Source organism: Candidatus Nitrotoga arctica, from assembly GCF_918378365.1.
Taxonomy (GTDB): Bacteria; Pseudomonadota; Gammaproteobacteria; order Burkholderiales; family Gallionellaceae; genus Nitrotoga; species Nitrotoga arctica.
Map to the genome: position 1 here is coordinate 1860799 of NZ_OU912926.1, position 19032 is coordinate 1879830.

The following is a 19032-nucleotide window of genomic DNA, read 5'->3' on the forward strand; positions in this document are numbered from 1 at the left end:
GTCTGTAATAGTGAAATCGTTAATAATATAACTGTTCAATCAATAAATACTTAAGACAACTATGTCGACTTTAGTCCATTCGCCAGCTTGGCAAGCTTTAACAGCTCATCAAATAAAAATCAGTCAGCAGACCATGCGCGAAATGTTTTGCGATGACCCGCAGCGTTTCGACAAATTCTCATTGCAATGGGATGGTCTGCTGCTGGATTACTCGAAGAATCTCATTACCGCAGAAACACTCACACTATTATTGAACCTTGCACGCCAGTCAAAACTGGATGACTGGATTGTTCGCATGTTCAATGGCGACAAAATCAATACTAGCGAACAGCGTGCGGCGTTGCACACTGCATTGCGCGCTCCCCGAGGCACTTCGGTGTATGTAGACGGCAAAGATGTTGTGCCGGACGTACATCGCGTGTTGGATCATATCCGCCACTTCTCCGAAGCAGTGCGTAATGGTACCTTCTGTGGGCATACCGGGAAACCATTTAGGGACGTGGTAAATATCGGCATCGGCGGTTCCGCTTTAGGGCCGCTTATGGTCAGCGAGGCGCTCAAATCTTATGGCAGCGCGCAATTGAACGTACATTTCGTTTCTAATGTGGATGCGACAGACTTGGTAGAAACATTGAAACGTCTCGATCCAGAAACCACTCTTTTTATAATTAGTTCAAAAACATTTACCACACTGGAAACACTTACCAATGCCCATTCCGCGCGCGATTGGGTAGTTAAGCATTTGGGCGCTGACGAAGTTATCGGCAAACATTTCGTTGCGGTCTCGACTAACCTCACTGAAACATCCAAATTTGGCATTAACCCAGAGAATGTGTTTGAATTTTGGGATTGGGTTGGCGGCCGTTACTCATTATGGTCGGCTATAGGTTTGCCCATTGCGCTTTATATTGGAATAAACAATTTTGAACGCCTGCTTGCCGGTGCTCATGCCATGGACACCCACTTTCGTGAAGCGCCCCTGGAGCGCAACATGCCAGTAATACTTGGAATACTTGGCATCTGGTACGCCAATTTTTTTGGTGCCGCTTCGCATGTCATCCTTCCCTACGATCAATATTTGCAACACTTTCCCGCTTATCTGCAACAGCTGGAGATGGAAAGCAATGGTAAACGCATAGACCGCAATGGGCAGGTAGTGGACTATGCCACCGGTATGGTAATTTGGGGCGAACCTGGCACCAACGGCCAACACTCCTTCTATCAACTCCTACACCAAGGTACGCGCATGGTGCCTGCAGATTTTCTCGCGCCGATTATCAGCCACAATCCCATCGGCGAACACCATTCCATATTGCTGGCGAATTGCTTTGCACAGACTGAGGCATTAATGCTAGGTAAAACTACTGGGGAGGCACGTGCTGAACTCGAGACGCAAGGCCTAAGTGGTGCAGCGCTAGAAACATTGTTGCCGTACAAAGTATTTCCGGGCAACCGCCCAACTAATACTTTGCTATTTGATCAGCTGGATCCATACACTATGGGAATGCTGGTTGCTCTTTACGAACATAAAGTATTTGTACAAAGCGTGATCTGGAACATCAACCCTTTTGACCAGTGGGGTGTTGAATTCGGCAAACAACTCGCTGGTAAATTGCTGCCTGAACTTCAAAGGAAAGAGCGCGTTTTTGTGCATGACTCTTCAACAAACGGCTTGATCAATTACTTTCTCGCACGACGGGTTTAGATATTTAGATTTGCAAAGTTTTTCAATTAGTTAAAAGTCATGCTGAAAAAAATAAAAGTTAATGACGTCCGCTTAGGCATGTATCTCCAAGAGGTCTGTGGCAGTTGGATGGATCATCCTTTTTGGAAACGTTCGTTCAAACTGTCTGAGTATAAAGAACTCAATACCCTCAAAAATTGTGGGGTGGACGAAATATGGATAGACACCAGCAAAGGTTTGGATGTCGATGCCGGTATGGCAGCACTTTCACAAGAAGAAGCGGAGCTCAAGGTCGAAAGTGAACTGAAGAAAATCGAGCAAGCCTCACAAAAAACTGAAGCACCTGTGTCTTTGCAGATCGAGTTAATTGCAGCAAAAAAAATACATACCAAAACTAAGGAGGCTGTTGTCTCCATGTTCAGCGATGTGCGCATGGGTAATGCACTCAAACTTGATGATGCGCTATCGCTGGTAGACGAAATAAACCAATCCATAGCACGCAACTCCTCTGCATTGGTTAGTTTAACTCGGCTAAAAAATGTAGACGACTATACCTATTTACATTCGGTCGCTGTCTGTGTCTTGATGATGGCACTGGGGCGACAGCTGGGGTTGGAAGACAAGGTGCTAAAACAAGTTGGCCTTGCCGGGTTAATGCATGATCTCGGCAAGGTTTTTATCCCCAAGGAAGTACTCAACAAACCAGGAAAATTGACGGAGGAAGAGTTCAATATAGTTAAAATGCATCCTCTAAAAGGTTGGGAATTTCTAAAAAATTCTAATGAGGTAAACGATTTGACGCTGGATGTCTGCCGACACCATCACGAGCGCGTAGATGGCAAGGGCTATCCAGACAAACTATCCGGTGAGGCGTTAACATTATTTGCACGTATGGGTGCGATATGTGACGTATATGATGCAATCACTTCAAATCGCTGCTATAAAAAAGGATGGGAGCCTGCAGAATCCATCCGCAAGATGGCAGAATGGAAGGATGGACACTTTGACGAGGCCATCTTTCATGCCTTCGTTAAAACGGTCGGCATTTACCCAACCGGCACCTTGCTTAAACTGAAGTCCGGGCGTCTAGGCGTCGTAACTGACCAATCGCAGCACAGTTTGACCAAGCCTTTAGTGAAAGTTTTTTTCTCAACCCGCTCTAACGCGCCCATCTTGCAGGAAACAATTGACCTGTCAAAATCTCCAGACAGCATCGCTAATCTTGAAAATCCACTACAATGGGGATTCGATTTAGACGAAATTATGGGTGTCTAGCACCAAAGATGCAACAATAACTCCTTTCATCCTGAGACTGAACGGATCCGCTTTGCGCCAAGCGAGAAACTTCCGTCCAGTCATCGCGCACATGGCATCTTGCGGCTTCCAGCCCTTTCCGGTAAGACATGAACACTCCGTTCATGCCCCCCCAAACATAGCGAATCATGCTGAACCAACGACGATTGCACATTCAATCTGGGTTGCTTGATTTTATTGCTACGGTTTTTTGGACGAACATAGTTTATTCAAGCAACCTCACCACAGCCAATCACTTTGGCATATAAACCGACATTAATGTCAGTCTTGCCAAAGTTCTAATCTTAATATTCTAGCAGACTACTTTCACTCTTTCTTATGGCACTTTAGTGCGAGAAACGACCATTGGCCACTGGTTAGTGGCGCAGTCTCTGCAAGTGGAGTTTACCGAAGTTGCTTTCGGCAGCGATTAACTGTATGCCCTTGAAATTCATTTTCCCAGAACCGTGTGGAGACTTGGGATTGCAGTTTGTCAGTAGAAAACAATAGAGGGTTACTGCCATTCCAGCTTCAATTGCGCACTATTTCAGTGATGGTTAAGTTAAGTGTTTAAATTTAAAAACCAAAGGTCAAAGTATGGAAATTTCTAGACTTACATTGGCCGTTACTACTGTTTTAGGTGCAGGTGCATCATCTGGCGCTTTTGCTCTGGATCTTTATATGAATACTCAAACCGCACAAATTTATGCGGAACCTGGCCCTAATCGTAAATTCATGGGCACTTTCGATAAAGTTCAGGATGCTCCTTCGAAAATAGCAGATAAATCAAATATTGCAGACAAAGCAGAAATTACGACTATTCGTGAAGATTTGGCCTTAAAAACCAACGAAATAAAAGCATTAAAAGATCGTGCGACAGAAACAGGGCTCGTTAAAGCAACGTTTGGAGACAATGGTCTAGAAATTGAGACCAAAAATGGTGACTTTAAAATGGCCATAGGCGGAGATTTACAACTAGATGGGCAGATAAATCAAAACGGGCACAGGATCCCTCAAAGTGCGCAGTTAGATGATGGCGCCGGTCTGCGTCGAGGCCGTATTCATATGCAGGGAACGGTTAATCAAGATTACAATTTCAGGTATGAATACGATTTTGTACGAGGCACCGGTACCACCGCTGCTGGCATCACTGATGCCTGGATTGAATATACAGCCCTCAAGCCAATCAGCTTTACGGTTGGTCAATTCAGAGAGCCGTTCAGTTTAGAGTCTTTAACCAATTATAAATATCTAACCTTTATTGAACGTTCCGCGCCCAATAATGCCTTCGTAGAAAATTCGAATCCGTTTCTTATGGGTATCAGCGCTCAAACCTTTGGCGATAGATATACCGCGTGGCGCTTTCCAAGTAGAACCAATCGGAAATGGCACTTTTGCTAACAATACCTCTTTAAATGCCAATGGTAATGCCAACCGCAACGGCCAGAGCGGCAACCCCAGCCATGGGATTACTGGTCGCGCCACTTTCCTGCCAATTTACACAGCAAGACTGAATTGCTACACATAGGCGCCTCAGGTTCCTATCGTAAAGTTAATAATATTAGCAACGAGTTGCAGCCATGTCATTTGCTAGTAATGTGGGCGACATAGACCGTAGTTTTTGGGCAAATACTGGAAACTTGACTGACCCTGCTACAGTAACAACAAACAGAAGGATACTGGAAAGTTTCTCTCGCGTAGGTGCCGAGGTGTCGGGTGTATATGGACCAGCTTCGTTCCAAGGTGAATACACGCGTACTCAACTTAACGGGCAAAATTATAATTCAAACGATCATCTGGACGCTATTATGCTTTTACCAGTTATTTTCTGACTGGCGAATCACGTAATTATGACACCAAGAGGGGGGTATTTGGTCTTCAAAAGCCTAATAATAACTTCGACTTCAAAAATGGTGGTCCAGGTGCGTGGGAGCTTGCAACTCGCTTTGACTCTCTGGATATGAATACTGAGCACGTATCCGGTGGACGTCTACAGAGCGGCACCCTGGCTTTGAACTGGTACATCAATCCTCATGTTCGTTTTATGGCTAATTATGCTCATATATTCACCAATAAAACCATCGACACAGGCTTTACTAAGGTTATGCCAGCTTTAGCCACTAACGGGCAGCATCCCAATATCTTTATGGCACGTGCTCAAGTCGAGTTTTAAGTATTAAATTGCACCTAATTATCAAATAATGAAAGACTGGATACCGATAATTGTTTCAATCTGCACGGTAATTATGTTCTTTGTATGGTAAGTGTTTACCTTATTAGACTATGACAATGAGTCACGGTAATATAATGAACCGTGCTTTGCCTTATTAGTTTTTAAAGTAAGCTGCTATCAAATCATGCTGACTTGCAGGCATAGACGGCTTTGCCCGGCACGCCCACTACGAAAAGTATGCTCTGGAGTTTTTGATGGTTTCGACCACGTCTCCCTCTTGTAGATCAAACCCTCAAACTCTCATCGTTAAAATATGCAGCACTAAATGATACTTGTGGTCCTAGTGCCCCTTTTTGTGAAGCGCCTCTGCCTGATTACTGAGAAAAACTATCCGAGATAAGCATGATGTATATCCTTAACGACAACAGAAGGGGATGAATAGCGATCAGCCCATAATGGTTGTGACCATAGCGTAATCAAATGAAGACTGAATCAGGCTATTTAGGAGACTACTCCGCCTCTTGAAAGAAAAACAGCCAAACCACTAAAATAGCTTAGCTGCATTGGTCTCCGGTGGCTTCTGGAGACCTTTAGATTAGTGAAGACGGCGGAAATTGAACCCACCGTTTGAACGAATAGACTAGTGTTATTTCGCGGTCACGCTAATCGTGCTACGCATTTTTTCGCCATAAGAAACATGCGCGCCATTAGCGAATTGCAATGTCAACGTATGCACACCTGGAGCCAATTTGATCGAGGTCTCCGTTTGACCTTTGCCAAAATGGAGATGCTTATCACTTCCAGTCGGAACCGCTTCCCCGGCATTCAGCTGCTGTTGTGCATCTATCAGCAAATGATGGTGTCCGGTATTTTCTACTACGGCACCAGCAGGCTTGATCTCCATGCCTTGCACACCCATCACAACTTTAACTTCGTTACCAACCACTGCGCCATCTTTAGGTTCGATAAAATAAACTCGTTGTTCCGGCGATTGTTTTATATCGTGATCATTCGCCAATACATTATGGACGTAGCCGACTGATGAAAATAATATAAAAATCGGCAATGCTAACTTTAATCTCATTATTTTGTCTCCTAAGTTTAAGTGTGTCCAACCTTGTAATTTTAACGCGTAAATTAATATTCGCAAGAAATAACTGGCAAAATATTAATTTTTATTGAAAAATCGATAAGGTATGATTTTGTCTATTATTACAGCCAAGTGCAGTTTTTAAGTTCAAAGTGCCGCCACTATGCAGTTTGACTGGCAAATTAGTTCAAACATATCCTAGCCGAATCAATAAATATAGTCGGCATCTGCTTTCCAAAATCTGGATTTTTTATATACGGTTATTTCAGAAGCACACCGCTAGCTGCCCTGACATCAAGCCCTGCTGACGCAGGCAATAACGAATGATCACCCACTATCTGAAAGAAGATTTCATCGCGCTTGACCATACCTAGCTCATTACGAGCGCGTTCTTCTACGGCTTCTGTACCTTGTTTTAGATCGCGCACCTCGGCATCCAGCACTGCATTGCGCGCTTGAGTCTTTTGATTTATATTTTTCTGTTTATCAACTTGGCGGGCAAGATCCCAAGCTTTCAACCAGCTGCCCTTCCCCAGCCACAGCGGATACTGCAATAGCAGTAGCAAAAATATCAGTATCAGCGAGATCCAGCGCATTTATATTAAATTAGGATCAAGCGCAAAGCCTATGCTAGTTGGTGGTATGCATCACGTCCAGGATAATACGCGCTGTCGCCCATGTCTTCTTCAATACGTAACAGCTGGTTATATTTGGCTATTCGGTCGGAACGTGACAGTGAGCCGGTTTTTATTTGCAGGACGTTGGTACCCACGGCAATATCGGCAATCATAGTATCTTCAGTCTCCCCAGAACGGTGCGAGATCACTGCGGTATAGCCCGCGCGCTTAGCCATCTCGATGGCGGCGAAAGTTTCAGTCAGCGTGCCGATCTGATTTATTTTAATCAGAATAGAATTAGCCAAGCCCTGACGAATTCCTTCGCGCAATATCTTGGTATTGGTTACGAAGACGTCATCACCTACCAGTTGCACATTTTTACCCAAACGCTGGGTCAAAAGCTTCCAGCCGGTCCAATCATGCTCACTCATACCATCTTCTATACTAATTAACGGATATTTATCGACCCATTTGGCAAGGTAATCAACAAACTGCGCGGATGTCAGCTTGATACCTTCTGATTCTAGATGATACAGACCGTCCTTGTAAAACTCGGAACTAGCGCAATCCACACCGATAGCCACATCCATACCTGGCACATAACCTGCTGCCTCTATACCTTCGATAATCAACTGCAATGCAGCTTCGTTATTGGGTAAATTGGGTGCGAAACCACCTTCATCCCCAACGGTAGTTGGCATGCCCTTGCCGTCAATCAGACCCTTTAACGCGTGGAATATTTCTGCCCCGCAACGCAACGCCTCGCGAAAGCTGGCCGCACCAACCGGAATAATCATGAATTCCTGCATATCAATATTATTATTGGCGTGTGCACCGCCGTTGATGATGTTCATCATGGGAACGGGCATTCCCATTCGCGCCGCGCCACCCAGATAACGGTACAACGGCAAACCAGATTCTTCCGCAGCGGCCTTGGCCACTGCCATAGATACCGCTAAGATGGCATTTGCACCGAGACGAGATTTATTTTCGGTACCATCAAGATCGATCATAGTCTGATCAATAAACGCCTGCTCGGCAACATCCAAGCCGATGATAGCTTCGGCGATTTCAGTATTAACGTTCTCCACCGCTTTCAACACGCCCTTGCCGTAGTATCGCTGTTTATCATCATCACGCAGCTCAACAGCTTCTTTGTCCCCGGTGGATGCACCAGACGGTACTGCAGCACGCCCCATAATGCCTGATTCCAATAACACATCCGCCTCGACCGTGGGATTGCCACGGGAATCCAAAATCTCACGCGCTATAACATCTACAATTGCACTCATAACTTATTCCTTCATTCACTAAACATTACTCAAGTCTATGCTTTCTTCGATTAAACCTTGTTCCTTGACTACCTCATCCAAAATTTTCAAGGTGTGCAACAGTACCTCCAAATGTCCAAGCGGAAAGGCATTCGGCCCATCCGACAATGCCTGCGCCGGATTGGGATGCGTTTCCATGAACAGCCCGGAAATACCCGCCGCTACTGCTGCCCGCGCCAGCACTGGTACGAATTCGCGCTGCCCGCCGCTTACTGTGCCCTGCCCGCCCGGCAACTGCACTGAATGCGTGGCATCGAATACAACCGGACAACTGGTGTTACGCATTACTGCTAAAGAACGCATGTCTGACACCAGATTGTTATAACCAAATGATGCACCGCGCTCACACACCATGATGTTGTCCAAACCGCTAGCCTCACGTGCCTTTACAACCACGTTTTGCATGTCCCATGGCGATAGAAATTGCCCTTTCTTTATATTCACCGGCCGTCCAGCACTTGCGACGGCATGAATGAAATCGGTCTGACGACACAGAAAAGCAGGTGTTTGCAGAACATCAACCACTGCAGCAACCGACGCGATTTCCTCAATGCTATGCACATCGGTTAGCACCGGTACGCCAATTTGAGTCTTCACTTTGTCCAGAACTTTCAGGCCCGCATCCATTCCAAAGCCACGAAAGGATTTGCCAGAACTGCGATTTGCTTTGTCATAAGATGACTTGTAAATAAAGGGGATGCCCAGCTTCAGACAAATCTCCTTGATTTGCCCCGCAGTGTCCAACGCCAATTGCTCGGACTCAATCACACAAGGTCCTGCAATTAAAAACAATGGCTTATTCAGGCCGATTTCAAAATTACATAGTTTCATATGGCCGCTATTTTTTTACAGAAAGCGTTGACTTATGGCATTCAATAGCCGCTTCAACAAACGCTTTAAAAAGAGGATGACCTTCGCGCGGTGTGGAAGTAAATTCAGGATGGAACTGTACGCCAATAAACCACGGGTGCATAGTTTGCGACAATTCCATAATCTCCGGTAAAGCCTCGCTTGGCGTGCGTGCAGAAATCACCAGGCCAGCTTTCTCAAGCGCGGGCACATAGTAATTATTAACCTCATAGCGATGGCGGTGACGTTCATTAACTTCAGCACCGTAAATAGTCGCAGCCAGGGTGTCCAGTTTGATTGGGCAGCGCTGCGCACCTAAGCGCATGGTGCCGCCAAGATTGGAATCAGTACTGCGAATTTCTACCCTGCCGTCGCTGTCCTGCCATTCGGTAATAAGCGCCACCACCGGATGTTCTGTTTCTGGATTGAGCTCAGTGCTGTTTGCATCCATCATGCCTGCCACGTGACGTGCATATTCAATCACCGCAAGCTGCATACCCAGACAAATACCAAGGTAAGGCAGTTTATTTTCGCGCGCATAGCGTATCGCGGCAATTTTTCCCTCGGTGCCGCGCTTGCCGAAACCGCCCGGAACTAGAATCGCATCAAGACTTTTCAGACCATCTATGCCACCGCTTTCAAGCACTTCTGAATCAATATATTCGATATTGACGCGCGTCGAAGTGTGTATGCCCGCATGGCGCAAAGCTTCGATAAGAGATTTGTATGATTCAGTCAATTCAACATATTTACCAACCATACCGATAGTAATTTCATGCTGCGGATGTTCTAACGCATGGACAAGTTTAGCCCAAACTGACAAATCAGCAGGGGGAAGATGGGACCACCCCAGTTGCTCGCAGACAATACGATCCAGACCCTGTTCATGCAACATCTGCGGAACTTTATAGATGCTGTCTACATCCCACATTGAAATCACAGCCTCTTCACGCACATTAGAAAACAATGAAATTTTGGCACGCTCTTCGTCAGGAATCGAACGATCTGCCCGGCATAGCAAAGCCGTTGGGAAAATGCCAATCTCACGTAGTTTCTGCACACTGTGCTGGGTCGGCTTGGTTTTCAATTCACCCGCGCTGGCAATATATGGCACCAGCGTTAAATGTACATAGGCCGTATTATTACGTTCATGGCGCAACCCCATCTGCCGGGCAGCTTCCAAAAATGGCAAAGATTCAATGTCCCCTACCGTTCCGCCAATTTCGACAATCGCCACATCGGCATTGCCCTCATACGAAGCCGCCGCGCCACGTTCAATGAATGCATTAATTTCATTCGTTATGTGTGGAATAACCTGCACCGTCTTCCCAAGGTATTCGCCGCGACGTTCCTTGCGAATCACGCTGTCATATATTTGCCCTGTTGTAAAATTGTTAGCTTTGCGCATCTTGGCTGAAACGAAACGTTCGTAATGTCCTAAATCCAGGTCCGTTTCTGCACCGTCCTCTGTAACGAACACTTCACCATGCTGGAAGGGACTCATAGTACCTGGATCAACATTTATGTAAGGATCCAACTTAAGTAGCGTTACTTTAAGACCGCGCGACTCAAGAATCGCCGCGAGTGAAGCCGCTGCAATGCCTTTGCCTAAGGAGGACACCACGCCACCGGTAATAAAAATATATTTGATCATAAGGGCTAATGATACTGTAAATCCTTATTACTCTCAAAATGAGAGGTCTTGATGGACTATAAACGACAAAGCCCTCACTTGGAGGGCTTTGTCGTTTATAAGGAGTCTGACGATGACCTACTTTCACATACGTATGTACACTATCATCGGCGCAAAGTCGTTTCACTGTCCTGTTCGAGATGGGAAGGAGTGGGGCCAACTTGCTATGGTCGTCAGACATAACTGTCGGCTAACTGGCTATCTGATTAAACAGATAATCAATCAGCCATCAACTGGAAGAAGTAATTGGTTTTGATTGCAACGCAACTTGTAATATTTAATGTTATAGGGTCAAGCCTCACGGGCAATTAGTATCAGTTAGCTTAACGCATTACTGCGCTTCCACACCTGACCTATCAACGTGGTGGTCTTCCACGACCCTTTAGGGGGATCGAGTCCCCAGGGAAATCTCATCTTAAGGCGAGTTTCCCGCTTAGATGCTTTCAGCGGTTATCTCTTCCGGATTTAGCTACCCGGCAATACGACTGGCGTCATAACCGGTACACCAGAGATCCGTCCACTCCGGTCCTCTCGTACTAGGAGCAGGTCCCTTCAAATTTCCAGCGCCCACGGCAGATAGGGACCAAACTGTCTCACGACGTTTTAAACCCAGCTCACGTACCACTTTAAATGGCGAACAGCCATACCCTTGGGACCGACTACAGCCCCAGGATGTGATGAGCCGACATCGAGGTGCCAAACTCCCCCGTCGATATGAACTCTTGGGAGGAATCAGCCTGTTATCCCCAGCGTACCTTTTATCCGTTGAGCGATGGCCCTTCCATACAGAACCACCGGATCACTATGACCTGCTTTCGCACCTGCTCGACTTGTCAGTCTCGCAGTCAAGCATCCTTTTGCCATTGCACTATCAGTACGATGTCCGACCGTACCTAGGATACCTTCGTACTCCTCCGTTACTCTTTGGGAGGAGACCGCCCCAGTCAAACTGCCTACCATGCAATGTCCCCGATCCGGATTACGGACCTAGGTTAGAACCTCAAACACATCAGGGTGGTATTTCAAGGTTGGCTCCACGATGTCTGGCGACACCGCTTCAAAGCCTCCCACCTATCCTACACAGATCTGTTCAAAGTCCAATGCAAAGCTACAGTAAAGGTGCATGGGGTCTTTCCGTCTAGCCGCGGGTAGATTGCATCTTCACAAACATTTCAACTTCGCTGAGTCTCGGGTGGAGACAGTGTGGCCATCGTTACTCCATTCGTGCAGGTCGGAACTTACCCGACAAGGAATTTCGCTACCTTAGGACCGTTATAGTTACGGCCGCCGTTTACCGGGGCTTCAATCAAGAGCTTGCACCCCATCATTTAACCTTCCGGCACCGGGCAGGAGTCACACTCTATACGTCCACTTTCGTGTTTGCAGAGTGCTGTGTTTTTATTAAACAGTCGCAGCCACCATTTCACTGCAACCCCATCGAGCTTCGGACGCGAAGTCCTACACTCTACCGGGGCGCACCTTCTCCCGAAGTTACGGTGCAAATTTGCCGAGTTCCTTCACCCGAGTTCTCTCAAGCGCCTTAGAATTCTCATCCTGCCCACCTGTGTCGGTTTGCGGTACGGTCTCTATACAACTGAAGCTTAGTGGCTTTTCTTGGAAGCTTGGTATCAGCAACTTCGCGCCTAAATGGCACTCGTCATCACGCCTCAGAATTGACCCCCCGGATTTACCTAAGAGATCTCCCTACACGCTTAAACCAAGACGTCCAACACTTGGCTTGCCTAACCTTCTCCGTCCCCACATCGCATTGTATTGAGGTACAGGAATATTAACCTGTTTCCCATCGACTACGCATTTCTGCCTCGCCTTAGGGGCCGACTCACCCTGCGTCGATGAACGTTGCACAGGAAACCTTGGGCTTTCGGCGAGGGAGCCTTTCACTCCCTTTATCGCTACTCATGTCAGCATTCGCACTTCTGATACCTCCAACAGCCTTCTCAAGCTGCCTTCGCAGGCCTACAGAACGCTCTCCTACCATATGTACAAGTACATATCCGCGATTTCGGTGCATAGTTTGAGCCCCGTTACATCTTCCGCGCAGGACGACTCGATCAGTGAGCTATTACGCTTTCTTTAAATGATGGCTGCTTCTAAGCCAACATCCTGACTGTTTTAGCCTTCCCACTTCGTTTTCCACTTAACTATGTCTTGGGGACCTTAATCGGCGGTCTGGGTTGTTTCCCTTTCGACACCGGACGTTAGCACCCGATGTCTGTCTCCCATGCTCGCACTTCTCGGTATTCGGAGTTTGCAATGGTTTGGTAATCAGCAATAGACCCCTAGCCATGACAGTGCTCTACCCCCGAGAGTGATACATGAGGCACTACCTAAATAGTTTTCGGAGAGAACCAGCTATTTCCAAGTTTGTTTAGCCTTTCACCCCTATCCACAGCTCATCCCCTAATTTTTCAACATTAGTGGGTTCGGACCTCCAGTGAGTGTTACCCCACCTTCATCCTGGCCATGGATAGATCACTTGGTTTCGGGTCTACACCCAGCAACTATCGCCCTTATCAGACTCGCTTTCGCTACGCCTCCCCTATTCGGTTAAGCTCGCTACTGAATGTAAGTCGCTGACCCATTATACAAAAGGTACGCAGTCACGGAACAAGTCCGCTCCCACTGTTTGTATGCATGCGGTTTCAGGATCTATTTCACTCCCCTTCCGGGGTTCTTTTCGCCTTTCCCTCACGGTACTGGTTCACTATCGGTCGATTACGAGTATTTAGCCTTGGAGGATGGTCCCCCCATATTCAGACAGGATTTCTCGTGTCCCGCCCTACTTGTTCCAACCCTATTTCCACTCCTGAATTTTCGCGTACGGGGCTATCACCCACTATGGCCAGACTTTCCAGACTGTTCCACTAATTCAGAAGCTAAAGGTTGAAGGCTCCTCCGATTTCGCTCGCCACTACTCTCGGAATCTCGGTTGATTTCTTTTCCTCCGGCTACTTAGATGTTTCAGTTCACCGGGTTCGCTCTACCTGACCTATGTATTCAGTCAGGAGTGACCCTTGCGGGCCGGGTTTCCCCATTCAGATATCTACGGATCAAAGCTTTATTGCCAGCTCCCCGTAGCTTTTCGCAGGCTTACACGTCTTTCGTCGCCTGTAATCGCCAAGGCATCCACCACATGCACTTATTCGCTTGACCCTATAACATTAAACCCTCAGTCTTTTAGAAACCAAAGCTTTTCGTTACAAGTTTTTTTGTCTTGCGTTTGTGACCGCTTCCATCCGACTTGAATGGTTACGGCTTGATACAATCAAAACCCAAGTTTTTCATGCACGCGCATTAACAGGTTGCCCTATTAACGCTTGTGCGTGAATCACTTTTTACTTCTTCCAGATTTTTAAAGAACTACTATTAGCAAAAGCCAATATCAAAACAAATAGCTTGGATATAGGTTCTTACTTTGAACATTATTAATGTGTCACGGTAAATGGTGGAGGATGACGGGATCGAACCGACGACCCCCTGCTTGCAAAGCAGGTGCTCTCCCAGCTGAGCTAATCCCCCATGCTTGGTGGGTCTGGGTGGACTCGAACCACCGACCCCACGCTTATCAAGCGTGTGCTCTAACCAACTGAGCTACAGACCCTATTAAGCGTGAGAAGCGAGAGGTCAGGCATGAGAATCAAACCTCAGTCCTCACTCCAGCCACCTCACTACTTTAGTTTAGACAACCGATGAGTGTGGATACGTACGCCAAGGCTTCTCTAGAAAGGAGGTGATCCAGCCGCACCTTCCGATACGGCTACCTTGTTACGACTTCACCCCAGTCACGAACCCTACCGTGGCAACCGCCCCCCTTGCGGTTAGGCTAGCTGCTTCTGGTAGAACCCGCTCCCATGGTGTGACGGGCGGTGTGTACAAGACCCGGGAACGTATTCACCGCGACATGCTGATCCGCGATTACTAGCGATTCCGACTTCATGGAGTCGAGTTGCAGACTCCAATCCGGACTACGATCGGCTTTCTGAGATTAGCTCCCCCTCGCGGGTTGGCAACCCTCTGTACCGACCATTGTATTACGTGTGAAGCCCTACCCATAAGGGCCATGAGGACTTGACGTCATCCCCACCTTCCTCCGGTTTGTCACCGGCAGTCTCATTAAAGTGCCCAACTAAATGATGGCAATTAATGACAAGGGTTGCGCTCGTTGCGGGACTTAACCCAACATCTCACGACACGAGCTGACGACAGCCATGCAGCACCTGTGTCCAGGTTCCCTTTCGGGCACCAAGCCATCTCTGGCAAGTTCCTGGCATGTCAAGGGTAGGTAAGGTTTTTCGCGTTGCATCGAATTAATCCACATAATCCACCGCTTGTGCGGGTCCCCGTCAATTCCTTTGAGTTTTAATCTTGCGACCGTACTCCCCAGGCGGTCAACTTCACGCGTTAGCTGCGGTACTAAGGAAGTCTCCTCCCCCAACACCTAGTTGACATCGTTTAGGGCGTGGACTACCAGGGTATCTAATCCTGTTTGCTCCCCACGCTTTCGTGCATGAGCGTCAGTATCGACCCAGGGGGCTGCCTTCGCCATCGGTATTCCTCCACATATCTACGCATTTCACTGCTACACGTGGAATTCTACCCCCCTCTGCCGTACTCTAGCCTTGCAGTCACAAATGCAGTTCCCAGGTTAAGCCCGGGGATTTCACATCTGTCTTACAAAACCGCCTGCGCACGCTTTACGCCCAGTAATTCCGATTAACGCTCGCACCCTACGTATTACCGCGGCTGCTGGCACGTAGTTAGCCGGTGCTTCTTCTTCCGGTACCGTCATCCACACAGGGTATTAACCCGTGCGTTTTCTTTCCGGCTGAAAGAGCTTTACAACCCGAAGGCCTTCTTCACTCACGCGGCATGGCTGGATCAGGCTTGCGCCCATTGTCCAAAATTCCCCACTGCTGCCTCCCGTAGGAGTCTGGACCGTGTCTCAGTTCCAGTGTGGCTGGTCGTCCTCTCAGACCAGCTACGGATCGTCGCCTAGGTGAGCCTTTACCTCACCTACTAGCTAATCCGATATCGGCCGCTCCGAAAACGCGAGGTTCTTACGAATCCCCCGCTTTCCCCCTTAGGGCATATGCGGTATTAGCGTAACTTTCGCTACGTTATCCCCCATTTCCGGGTACGTTCCGATATATTACTCACCCGTTCGCCACTCGCCACCAAGGTTGCCCCCGTGCTGCCGTTCGACTTGCATGTGTAAAGCATGCCGCCAGCGTTCAATCTGAGCCAGGATCAAACTCTTCAGTTCAATCTCTATGCTTAATTTGATCTGCCCTCGCAGGCAAATCGATCTCACTCAAAGCGAATCAATATTTCATTTCTTCGACTTCGTGTGAGGTACTGCTTTTATGTCTTGAGTCATGATGATCATGCAAACTAATTCGCCTGACCATCAATACCTCAGCGCATGTACCCACACTCGTCGGTTGTCTGTAAACTTTTAAAGAACGGGCTGCCGTAGATGCATTTGCATAACGGGTTGCGGGGGCAGGATTTGAACCTACGACCTTCGGGTTATGAGCCCGACGAGCTGCCAGACTGCTCCACCCCGCGTCAGCTAAGAAATAGAACTATAGCAAAGCAGACAGGATTCGTCAAACATTATTCAAAGTTACTCACATTAACGTACCATTATTATTTAGTCGAAAGTGTAATCTTTCTTACCAATTGCGATGCAAATAACGACCCAAGCCACCTACGACGCCATCAGGAATCCATAAGCTGCGATGCTCAGCGTAACGTAGCTTGAGGCGGTAGTGAGGCACTATTTTGTCGGTTCGACTTCATCTTCAGACCATTCGAGCAAGCAGCTACACCTCGCGATGCGTTTCTAGCCTAAGATAATCCTGGTGAGCTGGACACACACGCACTACGACGAAACGAGAGGAACATTCGCTATTGATACCCTCCCGCCAAACGACCATGCGTCAGGCTTTCTTCGATAATGTTATTGTCCGGCCAGTTGAAGTTTTCATGCTGCATATTTCACGCGAACATCCTGAAAGTATTTTTTGACACGCTCGGATGATTTCTCCAATGTTTCCATATGCTCGGTTGCTGCGAGCTTTCAGCTTGTCCTTGTTGCGTACCGGAACCTTTAAATAAATGGCATACTTCAAATCGGCGTTAAGCCTCTCTTCCGGGTTGAGCTCTGGACTCTAGCTGGACAGGTAAAACAACTCGATTTTTTCCTCTATTGCTTGACTGGTTTGCTGTGATCCACACGTAAATTATCGAGAATCAGGAACATTTTCCTCGCCACCTCTTGGGTCAGCGCTTCTAGGAACTCGATTAGTTTGTCCGAGTTGAGGGCCTCATCAATCATCATCCAGCATGCCTTGCCCTGATGGGTGACGGTGGCGATCATCGCCAGCTTCTGGGTTGTGCCGCCCACCACGAGAAGGTCACTGGTATTTTGCCAGCCAGTACGTAGCGACGATCTGTGTTACCACCGTTGTCTCGTTACCCCAATGAATCTCAGCACCCTCGGCCTGGGCACACTGCTCGATTATCGGATATTCGTTATCCAGCCAACTCTTCACTGCCTCCGGGCGTTGCTCATAAGTCTTCTTGATTAGCTTCTGTAGAGTAAATCCCCAACGTTTGAGGTAGTTGCCCACACCTCATACCGCGCTGTATGGCAAAGACCCGTTGATTCGCCTTTGCACCGTAATTGCAATGGCGCTCTTTCTGAAAGATAGGTCGATGCGGGCGTGGTGCTCGTTCTATGATGCGGACAAACCAGAACGGGTCAAAAGTGCGCTTGTTGATAGCGATAAGGCCTGCCTGTAGACAGAAAATCACCCCGTTTATTACGGTGAAACGTGAGCAACATTAGCCGATCCGGCGGTACATTTTACCGAATCACCACCACTGAAAATAGATGCGACAAAGGTTAAGACGATCTATTATTTACTACTAACCATGGAAGGACGGGCACTCTATGCGAAACGCACATACACGGTGGAACCAGTGCTTGAAATCATCACGGAGGATAATCAGATTTCGTCAATTCTCACTGCGTAGATTAAAAAACGTCAACAGCGAGTTTAATCCAGTCGCGATGGCGTGGAACTTGAAGCGAATGTTGTGTTGGCAGGGTAATTTAGAGCGTCAATGAAATAATTTACGATGCAAATTACCGTGCTTAGGAGTCTAGAAAGTGATTTGATGAAAATCTGAACATTTTCTTGCAAGCGTGATTATAGATCTAGCCATCAAATAGATTGACAGAACATCTGAATTACGGCCTTCACGAGTATGATGAATCGTACTCTATTAATGATTAATGGACGGATCTATAAGTGTGCTCAAAAATCCAAGTTGTTAGTGAGATAATTCGAAGCTAGGCAGACTACTAGGGGGACGCTGATTAATTCAAAATTTCGCAGAATTTCGCGCGTAACAAATTGATTTTTAAATGTGTGAATTCTGAAACGCGAGTTAATCAGCGCTTCCCTAGCTTAACAATACGTACGGTACGTCTTAATTTGTTTCATCTGACCAAGCAGTTTTACACCTGACTTTTCTAATCCTATTTTTTTTTCTTGATTATTAATGTCTCAGGTGCACCCTCTATGGATACATTTACTGCAATCTGGTTAGCATGTGCCAAATCGTCCAGCGTATTAATGTTAGTAAATGCAATTGCATCATCTAATACTACTTCGCTCAAATGTAAGGTTTCTAGCCAGCTATTTACTTTGCGCCCGCCTGAGTTTAGATAGGTATCCAATTTAGGAAGTACGTTCTTATGATAAAGGGCAATAGTAGGCTGCCGCTTTCCAGCAACGACTGCCACTGAAGCCTCCACCGTAGTTATTGTGCTAACTGCTTTATATAAGCGGGCGATTAAATCGACTGGCAGAAATGGTGTATCGCAAGGAACGCTCGCAACCCAATCATGACGTGCAAGTCGCAGAGCGGACTGCAATCCGGCAAGCGGCCCTACCCAATTCGGGGTCTGATCGGCAATGACAGGATAACCGAAGCACAAATAATCATCTTGCACACCATTCGCATTAATCAAAACCTCTGCACTTTGGCGGCTAACCGAATCTAATACCCAGTCAATTAACGCTCGTCCATGCAAGGATTGCAAACCCTTTGCGCCGCCAATACGAGTACCCAATCCCCCTGCCAGAATTACAGTGGTTATTGCGGGCTGTACTGATTCAATGAACTCCTCAAATTTAATCTGAGAAGTTCTCATATCATATTACTATCTAGTGCCAATGCCATAAATTATATTTTTTAAATAACATAT

The 19032-nt window shown here is 47.1% G+C and carries 9 protein-coding genes, 3 tRNA genes, 3 rRNA genes and 3 pseudogenes; 5 read left to right on the forward strand and 13 right to left on the reverse strand.

Going from position 1 to position 19032, the window contains the following annotated elements; translation table 11 throughout:
* Positions 1-61: 61 nt before the first annotated feature.
* The 4 genes and pseudogenes from pgi to MKZ32_RS08435 all read left to right on the forward strand — a co-directional run.
* Positions 62-1705: a glucose-6-phosphate isomerase gene (gene pgi / locus MKZ32_RS08420; protein ID WP_239796871.1), complete on the forward strand. Its 1644-nt coding sequence runs from the start codon at positions 62-64 to the stop codon at positions 1703-1705.
* A gap of 39 nt (positions 1706-1744) precedes the next feature.
* Positions 1745-2959, forward strand: coding sequence for an HD-GYP domain-containing protein (locus tag MKZ32_RS08425; protein WP_239796872.1), 1215 nt, complete (start codon positions 1745-1747; stop codon positions 2957-2959).
* A gap of 615 nt (positions 2960-3574) precedes the next feature.
* Positions 3575-4378: a porin gene (locus MKZ32_RS08430; RefSeq protein ID WP_239796873.1), complete on the forward strand. Its 804-nt coding sequence runs from the start codon at positions 3575-3577 to the stop codon at positions 4376-4378.
* A gap of 415 nt (positions 4379-4793) precedes the next feature.
* A pseudogene (locus MKZ32_RS08435) lies at positions 4794-5150 on the forward strand (porin); the annotation flags it as partial.
* Positions 5151-5796: 646 nt separating this feature from the next.
* On the opposite strand, the gene MKZ32_RS08440 reads toward MKZ32_RS08435, so the two are convergent.
* From MKZ32_RS08440 to MKZ32_RS08495, 12 genes and pseudogenes are all read right to left on the reverse strand, one after another.
* The gene (locus MKZ32_RS08440; protein ID WP_239796874.1) at positions 5797-6234 is read right to left on the reverse strand and encodes a DUF4399 domain-containing protein; all 438 of its coding nucleotides are present in this window, start codon (positions 6232-6234) and stop codon (positions 5797-5799) included.
* A 266-nt stretch (positions 6235-6500) separates the two neighbouring features.
* Complete coding sequence (gene ftsB, locus MKZ32_RS08445; RefSeq protein WP_239796875.1) at positions 6501-6836, reverse strand: cell division protein FtsB; 336 nt, start codon at positions 6834-6836, stop codon at positions 6501-6503.
* 29 nt (positions 6837-6865) lie between these two features.
* Positions 6866-8149: a phosphopyruvate hydratase gene (gene eno, locus MKZ32_RS08450; RefSeq protein WP_239796876.1), complete on the reverse strand. Its 1284-nt coding sequence runs from the start codon at positions 8147-8149 to the stop codon at positions 6866-6868.
* An 18-nt stretch (positions 8150-8167) separates the two neighbouring features.
* Entirely contained in the window at positions 8168-9019 is an 852-nt protein-coding gene (gene kdsA, locus MKZ32_RS08455) for a 3-deoxy-8-phosphooctulonate synthase (protein WP_239796877.1), read from the reverse strand.
* A gap of 7 nt (positions 9020-9026) precedes the next feature.
* Positions 9027-10691 (reverse strand): CTP synthase, encoded by a 1665-nt coding sequence (locus MKZ32_RS08460; protein WP_239796878.1) that lies wholly within the window; start codon positions 10689-10691, stop codon positions 9027-9029.
* Between the two features lie 104 nt (positions 10692-10795).
* Positions 10796-10908, reverse strand: a 5S ribosomal RNA gene (gene rrf / locus MKZ32_RS08465).
* 109 nt (positions 10909-11017) lie between these two features.
* A 23S ribosomal RNA gene (locus MKZ32_RS08470) occupies positions 11018-13904 on the reverse strand.
* Between the two features lie 290 nt (positions 13905-14194).
* Positions 14195-14270 (reverse strand) — tRNA-Ala (locus MKZ32_RS08475).
* A 5-nt stretch (positions 14271-14275) separates the two neighbouring features.
* Positions 14276-14352 (reverse strand) — tRNA-Ile (locus MKZ32_RS08480).
* 122 nt (positions 14353-14474) lie between these two features.
* Positions 14475-16014: ribosomal RNA gene (locus MKZ32_RS08485) — 16S ribosomal RNA — on the reverse strand.
* The 16S, 23S and 5S rRNA genes sit together here with 3 tRNA genes alongside, the layout of an rRNA operon.
* Positions 16015-16245: 231 nt before the next feature.
* Positions 16246-16319 (reverse strand) — tRNA-Met (locus tag MKZ32_RS08490).
* 418 nt (positions 16320-16737) lie between these two features.
* Positions 16738-17386, reverse strand: a pseudogene (locus MKZ32_RS08495) (IS630 family transposase); the annotation flags it as partial.
* 164 nt (positions 17387-17550) lie between these two features.
* On the opposite strand from MKZ32_RS08495, the pseudogene MKZ32_RS08500 reads away from it, so the two are divergent.
* Positions 17551-17886, forward strand: a pseudogene (locus MKZ32_RS08500) (transposase); the annotation flags it as partial.
* Positions 17887-18300: 414 nt separating this feature from the next.
* Here MKZ32_RS08500 and mobA read toward each other — a convergent pair.
* Positions 18301-18978, reverse strand: a complete 678-nt coding sequence (mobA, locus tag MKZ32_RS08505; protein WP_239796879.1) for a molybdenum cofactor guanylyltransferase MobA — start codon at positions 18976-18978, stop codon at positions 18301-18303.
* Positions 18979-19032 lie beyond the last annotated feature (54 nt).